Source organism: Streptomyces durmitorensis, assembly GCF_023498005.1.
Lineage (GTDB): Bacteria > Actinomycetota > Actinomycetes > Streptomycetales > Streptomycetaceae > Streptomyces > Streptomyces durmitorensis.
Map to the genome: position 1 here is coordinate 3,758,923 of NZ_CP097289.1, position 19,110 is coordinate 3,778,032.

The 19,110-nt window shown below is 69.2% G+C and carries 20 protein-coding genes; 5 read left to right on the forward strand and 15 right to left on the reverse strand.

The features are described from left to right. Nucleotides 1-348: 348 nt before the first annotated feature. Together phoH2 and M4V62_RS16640 are read right to left on the reverse strand one after the other, a co-directional pair. Nucleotides 349-1,671 (reverse strand): RNA 5'-3' helicase PhoH2, encoded by a 1,323-nt coding sequence (gene phoH2 / locus M4V62_RS16635; protein ID WP_249588049.1) that lies wholly within the window; start codon nucleotides 1,669-1,671, stop codon nucleotides 349-351. A gap of 319 nt (nucleotides 1,672-1,990) precedes the next feature. Then, on the reverse strand, nucleotides 1,991-2,752 hold the full coding sequence (locus M4V62_RS16640) for an isoprenyl transferase (protein WP_249592865.1): 762 nt from the start codon (nucleotides 2,750-2,752) through the stop codon (nucleotides 1,991-1,993). 117 nt (nucleotides 2,753-2,869) lie between these two features. Between M4V62_RS16640 and mgrA the strand changes: the two genes are divergently transcribed. Continuing rightward, nucleotides 2,870-3,907 carry an L-glyceraldehyde 3-phosphate reductase gene (gene mgrA, locus M4V62_RS16645; RefSeq protein WP_249588050.1) on the forward strand — a complete coding sequence of 346 codons (1,038 nt, stop codon included), beginning with the start codon at nucleotides 2,870-2,872 and terminating at the stop codon, nucleotides 3,905-3,907. 70 nt (nucleotides 3,908-3,977) lie between these two features. Here mgrA and M4V62_RS16650 read toward each other — a convergent pair whose 3' ends face one another. Continuing rightward, nucleotides 3,978-4,472, reverse strand: coding sequence for a hypothetical protein (locus M4V62_RS16650; protein ID WP_249588051.1), 495 nt, complete (start codon nucleotides 4,470-4,472; stop codon nucleotides 3,978-3,980). A gap of 345 nt (nucleotides 4,473-4,817) precedes the next feature. Here M4V62_RS16650 and M4V62_RS16655 point away from each other — a divergent pair, with 345 nt between their 5' ends. Continuing rightward, nucleotides 4,818-5,177 (forward strand): DUF192 domain-containing protein, encoded by a 360-nt coding sequence (locus tag M4V62_RS16655; RefSeq protein ID WP_249588052.1) that lies wholly within the window; start codon nucleotides 4,818-4,820, stop codon nucleotides 5,175-5,177. Between the two features lie 222 nt (nucleotides 5,178-5,399). Here the strand turns inward: M4V62_RS16655 and M4V62_RS16660 are convergent, their stop codons facing one another. Then, nucleotides 5,400-5,813: a winged helix-turn-helix transcriptional regulator gene (locus tag M4V62_RS16660; protein WP_249588053.1), complete on the reverse strand. Its 414-nt coding sequence runs from the start codon at nucleotides 5,811-5,813 to the stop codon at nucleotides 5,400-5,402. A gap of 61 nt (nucleotides 5,814-5,874) precedes the next feature. On the opposite strand from M4V62_RS16660, the gene M4V62_RS16665 reads away from it, so the two are divergent. After that, nucleotides 5,875-7,050: a winged helix DNA-binding domain-containing protein gene (locus tag M4V62_RS16665; protein ID WP_249588054.1), complete on the forward strand. Its 1,176-nt coding sequence runs from the start codon at nucleotides 5,875-5,877 to the stop codon at nucleotides 7,048-7,050. A gap of 45 nt (nucleotides 7,051-7,095) precedes the next feature. Here M4V62_RS16665 and M4V62_RS16670 read toward each other — a convergent pair whose 3' ends face one another. After that, nucleotides 7,096-7,857, reverse strand: coding sequence for a class I SAM-dependent methyltransferase (locus M4V62_RS16670; RefSeq protein WP_249588055.1), 762 nt, complete (start codon nucleotides 7,855-7,857; stop codon nucleotides 7,096-7,098). 137 nt (nucleotides 7,858-7,994) lie between these two features. Between M4V62_RS16670 and M4V62_RS16675 the strand changes: the two genes are divergently transcribed. Together M4V62_RS16675 and M4V62_RS16680 are read left to right on the forward strand one after the other, a co-directional pair. Further along, nucleotides 7,995-8,540: a hypothetical protein gene (locus M4V62_RS16675; RefSeq protein ID WP_249588056.1), complete on the forward strand. Its 546-nt coding sequence runs from the start codon at nucleotides 7,995-7,997 to the stop codon at nucleotides 8,538-8,540. Then, entirely contained in the window at nucleotides 8,537-8,995 is a 459-nt protein-coding gene (locus M4V62_RS16680) for a hypothetical protein (RefSeq protein ID WP_249588057.1), read from the forward strand. The genes M4V62_RS16675 and M4V62_RS16680 overlap by 4 nt, the downstream gene beginning before the upstream one ends. Before the next feature lie 1,318 nt (nucleotides 8,996-10,313). On the opposite strand, the gene M4V62_RS16685 is transcribed toward M4V62_RS16680, so the two are convergent. The 10 genes from M4V62_RS16685 to cpaB all read right to left on the reverse strand — a co-directional run bounded on the left by M4V62_RS16685 (nucleotide 10,314) and on the right by cpaB (nucleotide 19,080). Continuing rightward, nucleotides 10,314-10,979 (reverse strand): OmpA family protein, encoded by a 666-nt coding sequence (locus M4V62_RS16685; RefSeq protein WP_249588058.1) that lies wholly within the window; start codon nucleotides 10,977-10,979, stop codon nucleotides 10,314-10,316. 3 nt (nucleotides 10,980-10,982) lie between these two features. Then, complete coding sequence (locus tag M4V62_RS16690; RefSeq protein ID WP_249588059.1) at nucleotides 10,983-11,579, reverse strand: hypothetical protein; 597 nt, start codon at nucleotides 11,577-11,579, stop codon at nucleotides 10,983-10,985. Between the two features lie 33 nt (nucleotides 11,580-11,612). Further along, nucleotides 11,613-12,164, reverse strand: coding sequence for a pilus assembly protein TadG-related protein (locus M4V62_RS16695; protein WP_249588060.1), 552 nt, complete (start codon nucleotides 12,162-12,164; stop codon nucleotides 11,613-11,615). 56 nt (nucleotides 12,165-12,220) lie between these two features. Continuing rightward, complete coding sequence (locus M4V62_RS16700; protein WP_249592866.1) at nucleotides 12,221-12,409, reverse strand: hypothetical protein; 189 nt, start codon at nucleotides 12,407-12,409, stop codon at nucleotides 12,221-12,223. A gap of 498 nt (nucleotides 12,410-12,907) precedes the next feature. Next, nucleotides 12,908-13,798 (reverse strand): DUF5936 domain-containing protein, encoded by an 891-nt coding sequence (locus tag M4V62_RS16705; protein WP_283779087.1) that lies wholly within the window; start codon nucleotides 13,796-13,798, stop codon nucleotides 12,908-12,910. Nucleotides 13,799-13,834: 36 nt separating this feature from the next. Next, nucleotides 13,835-14,779 (reverse strand): type II secretion system F family protein, encoded by a 945-nt coding sequence (locus M4V62_RS16710; protein WP_249588061.1) that lies wholly within the window; start codon nucleotides 14,777-14,779, stop codon nucleotides 13,835-13,837. A 70-nt stretch (nucleotides 14,780-14,849) separates the two neighbouring features. Continuing rightward, a complete protein-coding gene (locus tag M4V62_RS16715) occupies nucleotides 14,850-16,208 on the reverse strand; it encodes a TadA family conjugal transfer-associated ATPase (RefSeq protein WP_249588062.1) in 1,359 nt (452 codons plus the stop codon). Nucleotides 16,209-16,218: 10 nt separating this feature from the next. Then, on the reverse strand, nucleotides 16,219-16,548 hold the full coding sequence (locus M4V62_RS16720) for a TadE/TadG family type IV pilus assembly protein (protein WP_249592868.1): 330 nt from the start codon (nucleotides 16,546-16,548) through the stop codon (nucleotides 16,219-16,221). Between the two features lie 116 nt (nucleotides 16,549-16,664). Then, on the reverse strand, nucleotides 16,665-18,275 hold the full coding sequence (locus M4V62_RS16725) for a CpaE/TadZ family protein (RefSeq protein WP_249588063.1): 1,611 nt from the start codon (nucleotides 18,273-18,275) through the stop codon (nucleotides 16,665-16,667). A 91-nt stretch (nucleotides 18,276-18,366) separates the two neighbouring features. After that, entirely contained in the window at nucleotides 18,367-19,080 is a 714-nt protein-coding gene (gene cpaB / locus M4V62_RS16730; RefSeq protein ID WP_249588064.1) for a Flp pilus assembly protein CpaB, read from the reverse strand. Nucleotides 19,081-19,110: the final 30 nt, after the last annotated feature.

Sequence of the window (19,110 nt, forward strand, 5' to 3'; positions counted from 1 at the left end):
GCTGGCCTCCGCTTGGTTCTCGGTCACGGGAGGCACGGGCCCGGTGGGCAACTCCCGGGAAGGGAGCGCCACGTGGTGCTCGGGCGGCATGCGACGGCCACTATGAAGTTCTGGTGTTTCCGGTTTGCGGTACCGCTGGGGGTACAGGTGTGTCGCATGCGGGGCCTGACAGGACCCAGACTCTGCCCCAGCCGGACGCCGCAAGGCAATTCTCCGTGCCGTGTGAAAGCTCACACCTCGTTTGCCCCAGGAGTTTTTCGGAAAAGGGCGAACGCCATGACGCCGCCCGGCTAGGCTCCTTCGCTTCGCCGGGCGGCGCCAACTACTGCGTAACCAGGGTGAACTGGTTCAGATCGCTCCGTCCTCCAGCATTTCGGTCACGAGCGCCGCGATCGGCGAACGCTCGGAGCGGGTGAGCGTGACGTGGGCGAACAGCGGATGGCCCTTCAGCTTCTCCACCACGGCAACTACCCCGTCGTACCGCCCCACTCGGAGGTTGTCGCGCTGGGCGACGTCATGAGTGAGGACGACACGGGAGTTCGCCCCGATCCTGGACAGAACGGTCAAAAGGACGTTCCGTTCCAGGGATTGGGCCTCGTCGACGATCACGAACGCGTCGTGCAACGAGCGCCCGCGGATATGGGTGAGCGGGAGCACTTCGAGCATGCCGCGCGCCGTCACCTCCTCGATGACCGCCTTGCCCGCCACCGAACCGAGCGTGTCGAAGACCGCCTGCGCCCAGGGGCCCATCTTCTCGGCCTCGGTGCCGGGCAGATAGCCGAGCTCCTGCCCGCCCACCGCGTACAGCGGCCGGAAGACCATCACCTTCTGGTGCTGCCGTCGCTCCAGGACGGCCTCAAGTCCCGCGCAGAGCGCGAGGGCCGACTTGCCGGTGCCCGCCCGGCCGCCCATCGACATGATGCCGATGTCCGGATCGAGCAGCAGATCCAGCGCGATGCGCTGCTCCGCACTCCTCCCCTTGATGCCGAAGGCCTCACGATCACCGCGTACGAGACGGACGTTGCCCTCGGCCGTGACGCGGCCCAGGGCCTTGCCCTTCTCGGACTGGATGGTGAGGCCCGTGTGGACGGGCAGGTCGGCCGCCTCGGGGACGTACAGCGTGTCTTCCTCGAAGAGGAGGTCCACCTGTTCCCCGGAGAGGGTCAGTTCGGACATTCCGGTCCAGCCGGAGTCCGTGATGGCGAGCTCGGCGCGGTACTCCTCCGCGAGGAGGCCGACCGAGGACGCCTTGATCCTCAGGGGCAGATCCTTGGAGACGACAGTGACGTCGTACCCCTCTGCCTGGAGGTTGCGCGCTACGGCGAGAATCCGTGAGTCGTTGTCCCCCAACCGGTAGCCGGCCGGAAGCACGCCGGGATCGGAGTGGTTGAGCTCGACGCGCAGCGTGCCGCCCAGATCGCCGATCGGGATCGGCGCGTCCAGGCGACCGTGCCGGACCCGGCAGTCGTCCAGGAGGCGCAGGGCCTGCCGGGCGAAGTAGCCGAGCTCGGGATGGTGCCGCTTCGCCTCGAGCTCCGTGACCACGACGACGGGCAGCACGACTTCGTGCTCGTCGAAGCGGTACATGGAGTTCGGGTCTGCGAGCAGAACGCTGGTGTCGAGAACATAGGTGCGCCTGTCGGGCATGCGGCGCTTCGTGCTGGTCACCACGGAAGGACGTACCCCCTCGGATGAGGTCGGGGAGCGACGGGAAGGATGCCGGGAGAAGTCCGGACCGGTCTCGTGCCGCAGTGCGCGGGCCGAGCTCCGGCCCTCCACTTCGCCCGTACTCACCGCACGGTCGTCCTGGTGCAAAGGGCCTCCCGGGCGGACGGCCCCATGCCGCCCGCTGAGATACGACATCCGTGAATCGGATGTCGACCTGGAAGGCTTATTCCCTCGAACACGTGCAGCCATGCCAGGGCATATGACGGCGCGTCCGTGAACTCTGGGTTACTCGTGCCTCACCAACACGAGCACCGCGTGGGTGTCAGCCGCCGTAACGCCGGTGCCGGGCCGCGTAATCACGCAGCGCACGCAGGAAGTCCACCTTGCGGAACGCCGGCCAGAAGACTTCACAGAAGTAGTACTCGGAGTGGGCCGACTGCCAGAGCATGAAGCCGGACAGACGCTGCTCACCACTCGTTCGGATCACCAGGTCCGGGTCCGGCTGGCCGCGCGTGTAGAGGTGCTTGGAGATCAGGTCGACGTCGACGGTCTCGGCGACGTCCTCCAGGCTCGTGCCCTTCTCCGCGTGGTCCAGGATCAGCGAGCGGACCGCGTCGGCGATCTCCTGCCGGCCGCCGTATCCGACGGCCACATTGACCAGTATTCCCTTGTTCCCGTGGGTGGCCTGCTCGGCCTCCTTGAGGACGGCCTGGGTGCGGGCGGGAAGGAGGTCCATCGTGCCCACGTGGTGCACGCGCCAGCGGCCGTCGGCGGCGAGGCTGCGGACCGTGTCCTCGATGATGCCGAGGAGCGGGATGAGCTCCTGCTCCGGGCGGTCGAAGTTGTCCGTCGACAGCATCCAGAGGGTGACGACCTCGACGTCCGTCTCGGCGCACCAGCCGAGGAACTCCTCGATCTTGTACGCGCCCGCCTGGTGGCCCTGTTCGGTGGTCCCGCCGGACGCCTTCGCCCAGCGCCTGTTGCCGTCGAGGATGACCCCGATGTGCTTGGGCACCTGATCGTGGTCGAGGCGGCCTTCCACCCGGCGTGCGTAAAGTCCGTACACCAGGTCGCGCAGGTTCACTTCTGTCAGCCCCTCCATGCAGATGGCAGTCCCCGAAGGCGAAAGCCTACCGCTGTGAGGGCGGGGTTCCGCCCTGGGGTGAGCCCGTTGATCCCGGCCTGAAGTAGCTTCGTACCCATGAACGACACGTCTCTGTACCGAGCGGCAACGGACCGTTACAGCACCATGGAGTACCGGCGCACGGGCCGCAGCGGCCTGAAGCTGCCCGCGGTCTCCCTCGGCCTGTGGCACAACTTCGGTGACGACAAGTCCCTGGAGAGCCAGCGCGCGATCCTGCGTCGCGCCTTCGACCTGGGCGTCACTCACTTCGACCTGGCGAACAACTACGGCCCGCCGGCCGGTTCGGCCGAGCTCAACTTCGGCAAGCTGTTCGCGCAGGATTTCGCCCCGTACCGCGATGAATTGGTCATTTCGACCAAGGCGGGCTACCTCATGCACCCCGGCCCGTACGGCGAGTGGGGTTCGCGCAAGTACCTGATGTCGTCCCTGGACGCGTCGCTCAAGCGCATGGGTGTGGACTACGTCGACATCTTCTACTCGCACCGCTTCGACCCGGACACCCCGCTGGAGGAGACGATGGGCGCGCTCGCGTCCGCCGTGCAGCAGGGCAAGGCGCTGTACGTGGGCGTCTCCTCCTACAACAGCGAGCAGACCGCCGAAGCGGCGCGCCTGCTGCGGGAGATGGGCGTTCCCGCCCTCATCCACCAGCCCTCGTACTCGATGATCAACCGCTGGACCGAGGACGACGGCCTGCTGGACACCCTTGAGACCGCGGGGATGGGCTGCATCTCGTTCGTGCCGCTGGCGCAGGGCCTGCTCACGAACAAGTACCTGAAGGGCATCCCGGAGGGCTCGCGCGCGACGCAGGGCAAGTCGCTCGACCCCGACCTCCTGAGCGACGAGGTCGTGCGCCGCCTCAATGGCCTGAATGACATCGCGGCCCGCCGCGACCAGTCGCTCGCGCAACTGGCCCTCAACTGGGTTCTGCGCGACGAGCGGATGACCTCGGCGCTCATCGGCGCCTCCAGCGTGAAGCAGCTGGAGGAGAACGTGGCGGCGCTTGCCGGGCCGAAGCTCACGGACGAGGAGCTCGCCGAGATCGACACGTACGCGGTCTCCACGCCCGGCACCAACATCTGGGCCGGGCGGGGCTGAGGGCTGTTCCTGTGGCTCTGAGGGGTGCCCCTGCGCACCTGAGGGGTACCCCTATATAGGGGCCGCGCGTCTAGAGGGTGCGCGGGCGCTTGAACCAGGCGCCCGCGCCGCCCTGCGAGAGCAGGATGACCGTGGCGATCGAGCCGAGCAGGCCGATGAGGCCGCCCGGGTTGCCGGAGGCGAGGCCGCCGAGCCCGAGGGCGATCTGCACGCTCATCAGGACGATGCAGGTCACGCGCACGCCGTTGCCCGCGTTCTGGAACGCGAAGGCGAAGCCGCAGGTCACCAGGAGGCAGATGTTAGCCCCGAAGGCCGCGCCCGCCGTCTGCGAGTCGCCCGATGCCGCGATCGCGATGGTGCCGAGCAGGACGAGTCCGCTGAGGACCCAGACCACGATCTGCGCGGCACGGACCATGCCGGGCATCGACTGCGGGGCGACGGGGCCGTATCCGTACCCGTATCCGTTTCCGTAGGCGGGGTCCTGGGCCGGGCCGGTGTAACTGGGGAGGCCCGGCTGGGGGTTGCCCTGCGGGTCATGGGGCGGCGGAGGGAACTGGTTCGACATGTCCCTGACCATATCCGGAGGTCCCGCCTCCCTGATCGGGCGGTGCGGGGCGAGGGCGGCGCGAGGCCCGGCGTCCGGGCACAAAAAATCGGGCCGGTCCGTGGGGGGGAGACGGACCGGCCCGAGGGGGGGTTTCCACCATAACCCTTCGTAAGTGATGCTGCGCGCATCGGCGTGCCACAACTACTCTCCGAAACCGGCCGACGACTCCGGGCCCCTGTTCCCCCACCGGATTTCGGCCCCGGCGACAGAATCAGGCCTCACAGAGCGGTAGCCCATTGGAGGGACGGGGGCCGGGGCGCCCCCTTGACGCGGCGGGCGCACGGGCCGCTAGCTTCGGCTCGCATGGCGACGCTTCTGCTCCCGTCCGGCCGGACCCTCCCCCTGGAGATCGCGGACTCCGCCGGCGCGCGGCGGCGCGGGCTGCTCGGCCGGGACGGGGTCGCCGGGGCGCTGCTGCTGACCCCGGCGAGCAGTGTGCACACGGTGGGGATGCGGTTCGCGATCGACGTGGCGTACCTGGACCGGGAGCTGCGGGTGCTGGCCGTGCGGACGATGCGTCCCGGGCGGATCGGGTGGCCACGGGCGCGGGCCCGGCACGTCCTGGAGGCGGAGGCCGGGGCGATGGCCCTGTGGGGCGTGCGCCGGGGTGCGCGGGTCGAGGTGCGGTCCGCGGACTCCTCCGTCGATCCCGGCGGGAGATGAGGGCGCGCGGGGCCGCGCAGCCCCCTCCGCCGCGCGGCACCGCACACGTGGCTTTGCTCACGCGAATTCGCCTTGGTCTGAACTTACGCGATGCGCACGGCTGAATCGAGTCAGTGCCGATAACGATGCGGAATCAACGCGGCCTGTTTCGGGATCACTTGGTTAACGATCGTCGCGCGGAGCAACCCTCCGCCCCGTTTTCCCGTCGCGCGACCATTCCCCTCAGGCGGCTTTGCCGTCCTTCTTGCACTCGCGGTTGGCCACCAGCTGCTGCATGTGCTCGTCGCCCCACACGCCCAGCGGGATCAGCGCCTCGTTCAGGGACTGGCCGAGGGGGGTCAGTGAGTACTCGACCTTCGGCGGGACCTCCCGGTACACCTCGCGGTGCACGATGCCGTCGGACTCCAGCTCGCGGAGCTGCTGGATGAGCACCTTCTCGCTGATTCCGGCGATGTGGCGCCGGAGCTCGCCGAAGCGGAGCGTCGCGCCCGCGTACAGCGCCCAGAGGATCATCGGCTTCCACTTGCCGCCGACGACATCCACGGCCGCGTCGAGCCCACAGGCGTACAGCGTCTTGGTCTCCTTGCCGCTCCCGCCGCCGCTCTCCGAATTACCCTCCGTGCCGCTCTTCGGCATGGTCCACTCCTCAGGTGCGCAGAGCCACTTACTGGATCGACAGTACTGAAGGGGAACGCCGATGACAGTCGCCGCTATTTCGTGGAGTGCCGCCAACGCCCGGCGCATGGAGCGGCAGTTCCTGCTGAATCCCGCGAAGCCGGGTCAGGCCGGCCCCGGCGAGGTCGTCGACGCGATGCTGGCGGCGCACGCCCAGGTGATGTCCGCCGCCGAGCTGTCGGTGGGGCTGCGGATGGACGGGGCGACCCGCCTCGACGTACGCGACGCGCTGTGGGGCGAGGAGCCGAGCCTGGTCAAGACGTACGGGCCGCGCGGCACGATCCACTTCCTTCCCGTATCCGAACTCCCCATGTGGACGGGTGCGTTGTCCGCGGTCCCGGGCGGGCCGAGCCCCTTCAAGGCGGGCGACCGGCTGACGCCTTCCCAGACGGACGAGATCGTGGGCGCGATCGGCGAGGCGCTCGACGGGGCCTGTCTGACCATCGACGAGCTCAGCGATGAGGTGGTGGCGCGTACCGGGCCCTGGGCGGGCGACCTGGTGCTGCCCGCCTTCCAGGGGATGTGGCCGCGCTGGCGCTCGGTCATGCATGTGGCGGGCCACCGCGGGGTGCTGTGCTTCGCGCCGAACCGGGGCCGCAAGGTGACCTACACGCGCCCTTCGGCCGCCGGGTCCGAGGAGCCGCCGCTCTCCGCCGAGGTGGCGGCGGGGCGTCTGGTGCGGCGCTTCCTTTACGCGTACGGGCCCGCGACGTCTCCCGAGTTCGCCAAGTGGGCTGCTGCGCCGGCGCGTTGGGCGGGCGAGGTGTTCGCCTCGCTGGCTTCCGCCGGGGAGATCGAGGCAGTGGAGATGGAGGGGGTGCCGTCCTCCTGGGTGGTCGCGGGCGACACGGAGTTCCCGGCGGAGCCGGTGCGGGGCGTCCGGCTCCTCCCGTACTTCGACGCGTACGTCATCGCCTCGCACCCGCGCGAGCGGCTCTTCCCCGGTCGGGCCTACGAGCGTGCGCTGGCCGGGGGCCAGGCGGGCAACTTCCCCGTGCTGCTGGTCGACGGGATCGTGGCGGGGGTCTGGCACCAGCGGCGCTCCGGGCGGCGGATCACCGTGACGGTGGAGCCGCTCGGCTCGCTGAACGCGGGGCAGGAGCGGGAGCTCGAGGGGCAGGCGGAGCGGGTGGGGGAAGTGCTCGAGGGGTGGGCGGAGCTGGTGGTGGGGCCGGTGGCGGTGGGGGCGCACGCGTAGGTCTGCAAGTCTGCAGGTCCCACCGGACCTCGCCCCTCCGCGTTGCTAGCGCTTCCTGGCGTCGAAGAGATGCCTCGTGCTGTGGGCCACGAACGGGCCCTCGGTCTGGATCTGCTCGTGCAGTTCAAGGAGCCGCGGCCGGTACTTCTCCACCGAGAAGTCCGGCACCATCCACACGACCTTCCGCAGGAAGTGGACGACGGCCCCGATGTCGCGGAACTCGATCCGAAGCCGCTCGGCCCGCAGGTCGACGATCTCCAGGCCCGCCGCCTGCGCCTCGGCGCGCTCGCCGTCGGGGTGACGTCCGTTGCGTACGTCCTCGGGCTGCGGCCCGAGGAAGTACTCGACGACCTCGAAGACGCTGGCGGGGCCGACATGCTGGGCGAAGTACGTCCCGCCGGGACGCAGCACGCGCGCGATCTCGTCGAAGTGGGCCTTCACCGGATGCCGACTGGTGACCAGGTCGAACGCCTCCGCGGCGAACGGCAGCGGCGCGTCCTCGGGCGAGGCCACGACCACCGCGCCGCGCGGATGCAGCAGGGCGGTGGCCTTGGCCACGTTCGGCGGCCACCCCTCCGTGGCGACGGCGAGCGGCGGCAGCGCGGGCGCGGAGGCGAGGACTTCGCCGCCGCCGGTCTGGATGTCGAGGGAGGCGGTGGCGCGCCCGAGCCGCTCGCCCATGACGTGGGCGTACCGCCAGGAGGGCCGCTCTTCCGTGGCCCGCCCCTCGAACCAGGAGAAATCCCAGCCTTCGGTGGGGGCGGACTCGGCTTCGGCCACGAGTTCATCGAAGGTGAAGCTGCTCATGGAGCGATCTTCGCATCGGGTGGCGCCTTTGGCTGACCGGACCAGAACGTGCAGGTCAGAGTCGCTGTACCGTCGAGTACGGTCGAAATACGGTCGAGTACGATCTTCGGCGACCAAGATTATTCATGGGGGAACGCATGCACCTCAGCTCGACGACTCGCATCGCCGGAGCCGTACTCGTCCTGTCCGCCACGCTGGTGGCCACCGCCGCCCACGCGAACGCCGCACCCGCGAACGACGGAGCCTCGCCCACCGCGAAGCCCGACGTTTCGACCAGGGCCGCGGTCGGCAAGTACAGCAAGCTCATCAACAAGTCGAAGCAGAGCAACTACACGAACCAGAAGGACGAGATCGCCCGCTGCACGGCCCAGACCAAGGGCATGACGTGCATGATCAACAAGACGGCGTCGGCGACGCGCACCATCGACGCGGGGTTCGGTCTCAGCCGCGGTGCCGTCGCGGGCAGCCTGAACATCAGCCAGGCCAAGACCCAGTCCGTCGCCGTGACGTGCAGCTCGCCGGTGAAGAAGGGGCACTCCCTCGTCGCCTACCCGATCGGCACCCGGTACAAGTACAAGATCGAGAAGCACATCACCACGCCTCTCGACTACAAGGCCGGTACGAGTGGGTGGAAGCACGCCTTCAACCCGGCTCCGGCGAAGGTGAGTTGCAAGGTCAAGTGAGTGCCTTTCCTGACCGAGCCATGCCCCGCCGCGCCACGGCGGGGGCCGTTGCCGTGGCCCTCTCGGCCTTCGCCGGGGGCGCGATGCTGCTGAGCGGGTGCGGTACCCACTCCGACTCCGACTCCGACGCGGGCGAGCCCGGCCCTGTGCCTGTCTCCTCTTTCGTCGGTCAGACCGTGGCCCAGGTGGAAGGGGGTCTGCCGCCGGCCTCGTCGATGGTGTCGTACGACCTGTCCAAGCCGGTCACCGGCGCCGAGGCGACGTACGGCACCGCGAAGGACAAGGGGACGCACGCCGATTGGATCGTGGTGGTGGCGTGCGCGGACACGAAGAACCTTGAGGACGACACTCGGCTCGCGGCCGGGGTCCTGCGGGCGGATGCGTATACGGATGCCGTTGCGCGGAAGGCCAAGGAGCATGCCTTCGAGCGCTACTTGGCGGAGTGCGGCAAGTAGCTTGCTGCTTGTGGTTGCCGCTCGCCGCTTGCCGCCGGTGCCGGTGCCGGTGCCGGTGCCGGTGCCGGTGCTTCGGGTGGCCTGCGTCGAGTTGGTTGCCGGGGCCGCCCGGTTGTCCTGAGGTTGGCGGTTCCGGGCCGGGTGTAAAGGGCGCTCCTGCGTCGCGTCGGCTGCGCCGATTCCGCTGCGCTCCACCCTTGACACCCAACCCTCCACCGCGCGAAGCGATATGACCGGGCGGCCACGGGGTGGGACTCTCGACCACTCCCGTCAAATCAGGGGGTCTCGCTGCCGGGTGCGGCCCGGCTCATTGCGCGTGACCCCTACGAGGACATGGGCGAGCGCCCGGTCCGCAGCCGCTTCGGGGGTGGGCGCCGGTCTCGTCAAGCGACTACCGACCGGATCTTCCGGCGTGACCGTCACGGGGAGAAGGGGCGGGTGCCCAGTCCGCAGCCGCTCCGGTGGGGGTGCCGATGTCGTCAAGCGACTGCGGACCGGCCCAGCGCGTGCGGCCGTCGCAGCCGTCACGGGCAGGGTGCGCGGAGGGCGGTTCGCAGGAAAGTCCCACCCCACGACGCGCATTCCGGCGGGCTTGGCGACACATTCCTGCGATCCACGTGACGCACCTACGGGCACCTACTTTCGCAAAGTTGTGTTCTGGCAGAAAGGGGGCGCGCGCGTTGCGTAACGCGCCTTCTCGGAATTAGGTGCCGGACCCCCACCCCCTCGGAGCCGACCGACCCACGTCAGCCGCGACCTGCACACCCCCACCGCCACCGGTCGCCAGGCGCTCGACCACCCCGCACCCACCAGCAGGCCCTCGCCCACCCCACCCCTGACGACCACCCCGGAAGATCCGGTCGACAGCCGCCTGACGAGACCGGCACCCATCCCCGGAGCCATCGCGGACCGGGCGGCTCCCCCCTTCTCCCCGTGACGGCCGCCCCGGAAGATCCGGTCGGTAGTCGCTTGACGAGATCGGCACCCACCCCCGGAGCGACGGCGGACCGGGCGCCCGCCCTTCTTCCCGTGGGGGTCACGCGCAATGAGCCGGGCCGCACCCGGCAGCGAAAGGGTGATGGCCTGACGGGAGTGGTCAAGAGTCCCACCCCGTGGCCGCCCGGTCATATCGCTTCGCGCGGTGGAGGGACGGGTGTCAAGGGTGGAGCGCAGCGGAATCGGCGCAGCCGACGCGACGCAGGAGCGCCCTTTACACCCGGCCCGGAACCGCCAACCTCAGGACAACCGGGCGGCCCCGGCGCCGATCAAAGCCACCGGTACAGCGAAGCCCGGTGGGGCCGGCGTCCAGGGCCACAGGTCAGTCCTGGCTCTCGGAGCCGGAGGGGGCTGTCCCCGTGTCCGCCCCGGCTCCCCGGGGGAAGGACACCTCGACGCGGCGGTTCTTCTTGCGGCCCTCTTCGGAGCCGTTGTCCGCGATCGGGTAGTCCTCGCTGTAGCCGCGTACGGAGTACGTGACCTCGGGGCCCAGATAGCTCGCCATCTTGTCGTGCACCGCCTCCGCGCGTTCGCGGGACAGCTTCTTGCCGTGGCTGTACGAGCCGAGGTTGTCCGTGAAGCCGAACACCCTGACGTTCGTCGCCTGTTGGGCCTTCGCCTCCTCGGCGATCGCCTTGATCCGCGCGTTCGCCTCCGGGTTCAGCTTGGGGCTGTTCTTGGCGAACAACACCTCCGCCTGCAGCGCGAACTTCACGTCCGTGTTCGTGTCCTCGCGGCGCTCCTCACCACCGAGGTCCTCGACCACCGACTTGATGTCCAGGACCTTCGCGGGGGCCAGGGTCGCCCCGTCGGCCAGTTTCAGGCCGGGGCTGTTGGAGTCCACCTCCTGGGGGGCGGTGGAGGTGGTGCTGCCGGGGGGTGCGCTGGGGTCCTCGTCGTCGGCGAAGGCGGGGGTGCCTGTCAGGAGGACCAGGGCCGTGAGGGTGGCCGTGGCTGTGGCGAGGGTGCGGGAGCGTGGGTGGCCCATGGGTCACTCGCTCTCGGAGAGCTCTATGGCGGCTGGGGCCATCCCGCCGACTTGGAACGTCAACTTGTTCGTTCCCTCCGGCGGAGAGGGGAACTGCGCGAACCAGTCGGCCGTGTTCCCCGAGTCGATGCCACCCTCGAACTTGGTGCAGAGGCAGCGCCCGGTGGTGTCTCGCAGGACCAAGTACCGCTTCTTCCCCTGTTCATCCACAAGGCTTGCACCGGCAATTGAGCCACCGTTCTTCTGCAACTCCTTTTCGTCACCGCGCCATTGACCACCGGTCCAAAGGCCACCAGAGGTGTTCGTCACCTTGCCCGAAACGGTGAGGAAGCCGCCCTCATCGCGCTTGGCTGAGTTGATGACCAGCGTCACCCCGTCCCCCTTGGATTCGGCCAGCGTCTCGTCGGCAGGGGGTGCCTGCGACTCCTTCTTGTCATCCCCGCCGTCGTCGCCCTTTGCTGACGCCGAAGACTTGGATCCCTGGTCGGACTTGTCATCGTCCCCACCGCCGCCGCAGCCAGCGACCGTGAGGACCAGCCCAGTCGTGATCGCCACAGCGGTCATTGCCCTGCGAGTCTTCATGGTGCGCCGAATGTTCATCGCTACGGCTTCCTTCTTTCGTCGTTCGCTTGGTCAGTCGGCCAGGTGTACGGAGAAGAGGGCAGATGCGTCCGGAAGATCCTCAAGATCGAAGTCGTCGGGATCGATCTCGAAGGAATCGCCGCCGTCACACTCGAACTCGACCGCTTTCTCCGGGTCGGAAGCGGGGGTGATGCCGCAGAGCGGCTTGATGACAGCGGTTGCCGAAGCCTTGGCATGCTGGGACTCCGTGCCGGGAATGATCGAGTCGCCGACGGTGTAGTTGGTCTCGATCTCCACCCGGTAACCCGGGTACCCGTTCACTTCTTCCGGGCCAAAGCCGGTTACGGCCGAGTCGTTGTCGGCGGCCAGCGCATCAGCCGCCCCCTGGGCTCCATCGCCGGTGAACTTGTCACCGTCCAGCCATTCGAGCCAAGCGTCGCCATCACCGATCGACTGGCCCAGGCCATCGACCAGCTCAGCCCTGGAGTCCTGCGCAGCGGCCAACGCTGCGGCATCGGCCGCTGATTGGGCGCCGTTACGCGCAGATGCCGCTTGGGCGAACGCAAAGAAGGCGAACGCAACGAAAAGCAGAATCCCCGTCATCCAGATATAGATGGGGAGAGTCTGCCCTCGGTCGCTTCGCAGAGATAGGCGTGCTGTCACCCGCCGATGACGTCGCCCACCGCGTTGCCGATTGCGGTGGAGATCTTGTTGTCCAGGGCCAAGCTGTCGATCAGCGTATAGATCCCCGCGATAAGAATCATGAGCCCCGCATACTCCACAAACCCAGCCCCCGCATCCCGCTCCCTCCCCCGAACCCGGGAAGTCACGGTCACGGTCCAGTCCACCCAGACTCTGAGTACGCGATCTTTCAGCACGACGGCCCCTTCTCTCCCACCCGATACACGCACACGCACACGCACCGCTGGCGCAACCAATTCCGACGCCGCTGTCGTCATAGGCAACGTACGCGAGATCATGTGACCCAACAGCCACTCTCCGCAACCAATGCCGTTTGTGACGCGCAAGTTGGCGAGTTCCCTTCCCCGGCGGCGAAGTCATCACGCACCCCGGAGGCGTGCGGCAGTGGTGCGTGACCGGATCGTCGGCGGTTCAATGCGTTCCACGACTTCCCCTCCCGCGAATACCGTGAACTCGGCTTTTGCAAAGGCTGGTTGGGGCGAGTGGGGCTGACCAGCCCCGGCAGGGGCCACCCCCGGGGTCAATCCGCCCTTCCCGTCCTCGGGGTGACTGTCCCACACTGGGTTGCAGCCGCGAAGAGTTTTCGCTGACTGGCTTGATACCTGCTCCGGCCGCGAGGCCCACCGCACCGTTCATCGCCACCCTCACTTCCCCAGGATCGAGCCGAAGTCCGAACCCGAGCCCAGGAACATGCCCGCCGCGATCAGAATCATCGTGGCCGGAAGCATGAAGACCAGCGTCACCATCGTTGCCTTGGGGATCGTCTTGGCCGCCCTGCGGCGCGAGTTCTGCGCGTCCGTGCGCCTCATGTCCGTGGCGAGCTGGATCAGCGTGTCCGCGATGGGCGAGCCCAGTTCCTCGCCCTGCTGGAGGGCCGAGACGAACTGTGAGACCTGTTCCGACGCGTTCCTGCGGCGCAGTTCGTCGAACGCCTGGCGGCGGCTGACTCCCATGTCCATCTGGCGCAGGGTGATGCGTAGTTCGTCCGCCCACGGGCCCTCGTAGCGTTCCGCGACCCGGTCCAGTGCCTGGCGGAAGCCCAGACCCGCCGACACCACCACTGCGAGTACGTCCAGGAAGTCCGGCAGCGTGCGGTCGATGACCTCGCGGCGCTCCCGTATCGCCTGCCAGATCAGCGCGTCCGCCGCCGTCACGCCGAAGGCGAACGTGAGCAGGCCGAAGAGCGAGGAGCCGTTCGAGAGGAAGACCAGGCCCATCACGAGGCCGAAGATGCCGTAGACCGCCCTGCGCGCCGCATAGCGGTCGATCGTCAGGCCTCCCGGGTTTCCCGCCATGTCGATCCTGCGGCGCTTGGCGTCCACCCGTTTCGGGCCCATCAGGCGCAGGACCAGCGGCGCGAAGCGCATGCCGATGCGGTCCACCGCCGAGCCCGCCGTCGAGACACGGGTGGCCCCGACCTCCAGGGCGATCGCCAGGTCCGAGGGGAGCTTCGCCTCCGCGCGGTACATGCGTACGCCTTGGCAGACGCCCGCCACCGCGAGTCCCATCACCGCTGCCAGAGCCAGTGCCAGCAACTTGGCTCCCCCTCCTTTCAGGTTGGGTTGGTTTTTCTAGACTTCGATCTTGCCCAGGCGTCTGATCACGAAGAAGCCCACCGCGTACAGGCCCAGCGCGATCAGGATCAGCATCTGGCCCATCGGTGAGCCCGTCACCCTTGCCAGCGCTCCCTCATTGGAGGAGTTGATCAGGAGCAGGGAGCCCAGGCCCAGGAGCGGGACCGTGAACGCCGTCGCGTGGACCTCCGAGAGCATCGTGCGGACCTCCCTGCGGGTCTCCTTGCGGTCCTCCAGGGTCTGGGTGAGGTTCCGGAGGGAGTTCACCACCGAGCCGCCCGCCTTGTTGGAGAGCACCAATGTCGTGACGAGGACCATCAGTTCGCGGGACGGGAGGCGTTCGGCCAGTTCGCCCAGCGTGTCGTCGATCGAACGGCCCAGTGTCAACTGGTCTGCCACCATGGAGAGTTCCTCGCCTGCTGGGGCTTCCAGTTCCTCCGCCGCCATCGCGAGTGATGTGCGTAGTGCCAGGCCCGCCGCCGTCGCGTTCGCTAGGATGCGGGCCACGTCCGGGAGTTGGTTGATGAAGGCCTCGATGCGCTTCTGGCGTTGCCAGTTGAGGAAGACGACCGCGCTCCAGACCGCCACGATGCCCGCGATCGGGCCGAAGAACGGGGCAAGGGTCGCCGCCGCCATCAGCCAGAGCGCGGCGACGACCGCCACGACGTAGACGAAGAACTCGCCTGCCGTCAGGTCGAGTCCCGTCGCCGACAGGCGCAGGTGGATGGAGCGGCCCAGGCGGGTGCGGCGCAGACGGCGGTCGACGGCCGTGAAGCGGCGGCCTCGGTGGCCCGCGTCGCCCGTGCCGGGGCCGATCGACAGGCGGTCCACCAGCGCCTGGCGCTGGGCGCGGCCGGACGCGTAGGCATGGATGCCCGCGACGGCGAGTGTGCCGGTCAGGATCGTGGCGCCGAGGGCCAGGAGGGCGGCTTGGTTCTCCATCAGGCCGTGGCCTCTCTCGTACCCGGCCTCGTACCCGGCCTCGTACCCGGCCCTGTACGCGCCCGCGTGCTCATCCGATCGCCTCTCTCGTGTTCAGTGCGTCTATGGCCTGGGCCACGCCGAAGCCTGGCGGCACCGGCTCGCCCGCCACGTAGAGGCGCTCGGCGACGGAGCGCGGCAGCGGCAGGTGCTCGAAGTAGCCGTGCACGCGGCGGTCCAGGCCGCCGCCGCCCGGCCGGTTGGCCACGAAGCGGGTCACCGGGGCGATGCGGAACTGTTCGCGGCCGTGCGAGACGAGCAGAACGATCTCGGCGATCTTGCGGGAGCCGTCCGCGTGCCGGGCGAGCTGGACGACCACGTCCACCGCCGAGTTGATCTGGTCCTTCAGGGCCTCGAAGGGGATCTGGACCTCCGACATCGAGCCGAGGGTCTGGAGGCGCATCAGGGCGTCCTCCGCCGTGTTCGCGTGGACCGTGGCGAGTGAGCCGTCGTGGCCCGTCGACATCGCCTGGAGCATGTCGAGCGTCTCGCCGCCCCGGACCTCGCCGACGATGATGCGGTCGGGGCGCATGCGCAGGCTGTTGCGGACCAGGTCGCGGATGGTGATCTGGCCCTTGCCCTCGACGTTCGGGGGGCGCGATTCGAGGCGGATCACGTGGTCCTGCTGCAGTTGCAGTTCGGCCGAGTCCTCGATGGTGATGATGCGTTCGTGGGACGGGAGGAGGCCGGAGAGGGCGTTCAGGAGGGTCGTCTTCCCTGAGCCCGTGCCGCCCGAGACGATGATGTTGAAGCGGGCGCGCACGAAGGCGGAGAGCAGGAGCAGCATGTGCTCGTCGAGCGAGCCGAGGCCGATGAGCTCGTGCAGCGTGTACGCGCGGGGGAAGCGGCGGATGGTGAGGGTCGCGCCGGTGAGGGCAAGCGGCGGGATGATCACGTTCACTCGCTCGCCGGTGGGCAGGCGCGCGTCGACCATCGGGTTCGACTCGTCCACGCGGCGGTTGACCGTGGAGACGATGCGCTCGATGGTCTGCATGAGCTGGTCGTTCGACGCGAATCGGAGGGGCAGTTGCTCCACCCTTCCGGCTCGCTCCACGAAGATCGAGTCCGGGCCGTTCACCATGATTTCCGTGATGGACGCGTCGGCGAGGAGCGGTTCGAGTACGCCGAGTCCCAGGGCCTCGTCCACCACGCGGCGGATGAGCTGGGAGCGCTCCGACGTCGAGAGGACGGGGCCCTCTCGGCTGATGATGTGCCCCATGACGCGTTCCAGGCGGACCCTGCGGTCCGCCGTGGTGAGGGACGACATCTCGGCGAGGTCGATCTCTTCCAGGAGCTTGGCGCGGTAGACGGCCACGAGGCTGTCGTCGCGGCTGGGGTCGCTCCCCTTGCCGTGGTCGTGCGGGGTCGCCATGCGGTCGCGGAGGCTCATCTGTTCTCTCTCAGCTCCCGTCTTCGTCTTCGTCGTTGGGCATGGTGGCCGACTTCGTGACGGACCAGCCTCCGTCCACGAAGGGGAGGAGGGTGGGGACCTGGACGGTGACCTCCGCCGTGGTCGTGTCGCCGCCCCCGCTGAGGGCGACCTGCGCGTCGAGGCTGCCGTCCATCGCCGCCAGACCCGCGGCCTGGCCGCCCTCGCCCTGGGACGCGACACGTGCTGCCGCGCGGGCGCCTGATCCGGCCTGGTTGACGGCGTACCCGACCAGGCCGAGCTGGATCGCGGCCAGGCCGATGAGGAGCAGGATGGGGAGGAAGCCGGCGAATTCGAGCATGGAGACGCCGCGGTCGTTCCAGCGGGGGCTCTCGCGCCGGGACCGATGTGCACCGTCAGTCACCGGCTTCGCCGCGTTCGTCCTCAAACGCCGGACGGGCTGGATCCTCAGCCCTCTCACTGGTCCTCACCCTCCTTCGCCGCCCCCGCCTCCCCGCTCACGCTCCACCCCGCGTCGATCCCGGGGAAGAACAGCGGCACGTCCGCGTCCACGTGGGCCTTCCAGACCGCCCCGTCGTCCGTGCAGGACACCTCCGCGCCCTGCCACGCCGACGGCAGATGCTCCTTCGCGGCGGACTCGCACGCCGCGGCCCCGCCCTCGCCCACCGCGTACGCGGCCGTCGCCGCCCGCGCCGCCTCGTCCGCGGCGTTTCCCGCGAGGGAGAACGTGTAGCCGTACAGCGCGCACTGCCACAGGAGGCCCATCACGGCGAGCAGCAGCGGGAACATCCCGGCGAACTCCAGGGTGACCGCGCCCCGGTCGCCGCCGATCCGCTTGCGGAGGGTCAGCGCACCGCGCTTGCTCGTGCCGGACGCCTCGGGGTCCACCAGGCCGAGCTCGCCCGCGAGAGCCCACAGCGCCTGCTTCACCGTGGACTTGCTGTCCAGGTCCTGCATGCGGCCGGCGTCGACCGCGCCCTGGAGTTCCTTGAAGTTGGCGGGGACGGTGGTGCGGGCCACCCGTGTCCCCGTCACCCGTTCCACCAGGGAGGGCTGGATCTCCGCGCCCTTGCCGTGCCGGTTGACGACCGTGAGCGTCTCCTCCGCCTTGCGGATCTGGAGGCGGTCCCACAGGCGGACCATGCGCTTGGCGGCGCGTACGGAGACGACGTCCGGGGTGACCAACAGGATGGCCTGGTCGGCGAGTTCGATGGCTGCCGCGCTCGCCCCGGTCACGTACGTACCGCAGTCGACGAGCACGATGTCGTAGCGGCTGCGCAGCGCGCCGAGCGTCTGGCGGGCCACCCGGTCGGTGATCTCCTCGCCCCGCTCGCCCTCGCCGGGGGCCAGGAGGAGGCCGATGCCGGTCTCGTGGGTGTAGACGGCGTCCTGGAGGACGCGGGGCGTGATGTCGGTGATGGCCGCGAGGTCGGCGATGGAGCGGCGGAACTGGACGTCCAGGTAGGAGGAGACGTCACCGGACTGGAGGTCCAGGTCGAGGAGGGCGACACTGCGGCCGGACGCGCGTGCGGACAGGGCGAGTTGGACGGTGGCGAGGGTGGTCCCGACCCCTCCCTTGGCGCCGCTCACCGCGACGACATGGCCGCCGCCGGGGGTCTCCCCCTGCCCGGCGTAGAGCTCCATTCCTCCGCTGCCGAGGTGCCGGCGCATACCGGCCGACCAGGCCGCCGCCGCGTGCACCCGCTCGGCGAGCGCGTCGTAGGCGAGCGGGAAGCCGACGATGCCGCGTGCGCCGGAGTCCATCGCGGCGGTGAGCAGGCCGGGGCTGGTGTCGGCGGTGATGAGGACGACGCCCACCGCGGGGAAGCGGAGAACGAGGTCGCGGATCAGGTCGAGGGCGGGGACGGGGCCGATGCGCTCATGGATCAGGACGACTTCGGGCAGCTCGTCCAGGGACTCGGACGCGAGCCTGGCCAGGGTGTCCAGGAGCGCGGTCGAGTCGGCGAGGGGCAGCGCGGGTTCGGCGTCCGGCAGCTGCCCGATCAGCGTCGAGAGCGCGCGGGCTGCGTCCAGGTCCCCTACGGCGGGGAGGATGCGGGTCGTCATACGTCACGCTGCCGGGCAGTCGGGTGGGTGGGCAGGAGAGATCCGCCGTGAAGCGGCGGTTCGGACGTGCGTCGCCTCATCCGCTGGCCCCCTACTTGTCCTCGTCGAGTGTGTAAGTCCGGTCGCCCCGCGGGATGGCGCTCTCCCCGCCCTGGCCCACCAGGGCCAGGCGGACGTGCGTCGCGAACGACTCCGCGTACGCCACGCGTTGCGCGTCCGCCGTGTCCAGGGCGAACGTGATCGGCACGGCCTCCGTCGCCGTACGACGGCTGCTGCGGTCGTCCTGGTCGGGGTCGAGCGCCGTCAGCCTGCCCACGTCGATCACCTTCGCGGACTCGACGATGACCTTCGACTGGTCCTTGGCGTTGTCGGTCTCGCCCTTGAAGGTGGCGTAGATGTTCACCGTCGAACCGGGCGTGATCTTGCCCGCGACGCCGGTCGCCGCGTCGATCATGATGGCGATCTCCTGCTGCCCCGGGTCGAGTTCCGGGCGCTTCACGATCATGTCCGTCTGGAGCAGCGATCCCTTCCGCAGCTCCGTGACCGCGATCTTGCCGCGCACCTGGCGCAGGTCGGTGACCGCGTTCTCCGAGAGCCACCGCTCCGGCATCTCGACCTTCTCGAACTGGTCCGCGCTCAGCTCCTTGTAGGGGGCGATGTCCCCCTTGAGCTTGTACGCGGCCACCTCCGGCCCCACCTTCGAGTTCACGTCCCGGATCACCGAGAGGACACCCGCGAACGCGCCGAACGCGGCCAGGACCGACAGGACCAGCAGGATGACGCCGCGGCGCTGGCGTGAGTTCATGAACCGGACTACCTCGATCGGGTGCGGACG

What these genes read in the sequence shown, in the direction of transcription:
- M4V62_RS16725 (WP_249588063.1), bottom strand. Translation starts at nt 18,275, where the DNA reads ATGACGACCCGCATCCTCCCCGCCGTAGGGGACCTGGACGCAGCCCGC.
- M4V62_RS16690 (WP_249588059.1), bottom strand. Translation starts at nt 11,579, where the DNA reads ATGAACATTCGGCGCACCATGAAGACTCGCAGGGCAATGACCGCTGTG.
- M4V62_RS16660 (WP_249588053.1), bottom strand. Translation starts at nt 5,813, where the DNA reads ATGCCGAAGAGCGGCACGGAGGGTAATTCGGAGAGCGGCGGCGGGAGC.
- M4V62_RS16665 (WP_249588054.1), top strand. Translation starts at nt 5,875, where the DNA reads ATGACAGTCGCCGCTATTTCGTGGAGTGCCGCCAACGCCCGGCGCATG.
- M4V62_RS16715 (WP_249588062.1), bottom strand. Translation starts at nt 16,208, where the DNA reads ATGAGCCTCCGCGACCGCATGGCGACCCCGCACGACCACGGCAAGGGG.
- M4V62_RS16650 (WP_249588051.1), bottom strand. Translation starts at nt 4,472, where the DNA reads ATGTCGAACCAGTTCCCTCCGCCGCCCCATGACCCGCAGGGCAACCCC.
- M4V62_RS16685 (WP_249588058.1), bottom strand. Translation starts at nt 10,979, where the DNA reads ATGGGCCACCCACGCTCCCGCACCCTCGCCACAGCCACGGCCACCCTC.
- M4V62_RS16675 (WP_249588056.1), top strand. Translation starts at nt 7,995, where the DNA reads ATGCACCTCAGCTCGACGACTCGCATCGCCGGAGCCGTACTCGTCCTG.
- mgrA (WP_249588050.1), top strand. Translation starts at nt 2,870, where the DNA reads ATGAACGACACGTCTCTGTACCGAGCGGCAACGGACCGTTACAGCACC.
- cpaB (WP_249588064.1), bottom strand. Translation starts at nt 19,080, where the DNA reads ATGAACTCACGCCAGCGCCGCGGCGTCATCCTGCTGGTCCTGTCGGTC.
- M4V62_RS16720 (WP_249592868.1), bottom strand. Translation starts at nt 16,548, where the DNA reads ATGCTCGAATTCGCCGGCTTCCTCCCCATCCTGCTCCTCATCGGCCTG.
- M4V62_RS16655 (WP_249588052.1), top strand. Translation starts at nt 4,818, where the DNA reads ATGGCGACGCTTCTGCTCCCGTCCGGCCGGACCCTCCCCCTGGAGATC.
- M4V62_RS16695 (WP_249588060.1), bottom strand. Translation starts at nt 12,164, where the DNA reads ATGACGGGGATTCTGCTTTTCGTTGCGTTCGCCTTCTTTGCGTTCGCC.
- M4V62_RS16670 (WP_249588055.1), bottom strand. Translation starts at nt 7,857, where the DNA reads ATGAGCAGCTTCACCTTCGATGAACTCGTGGCCGAAGCCGAGTCCGCC.
- M4V62_RS16710 (WP_249588061.1), bottom strand. Translation starts at nt 14,779, where the DNA reads ATGGAGAACCAAGCCGCCCTCCTGGCCCTCGGCGCCACGATCCTGACC.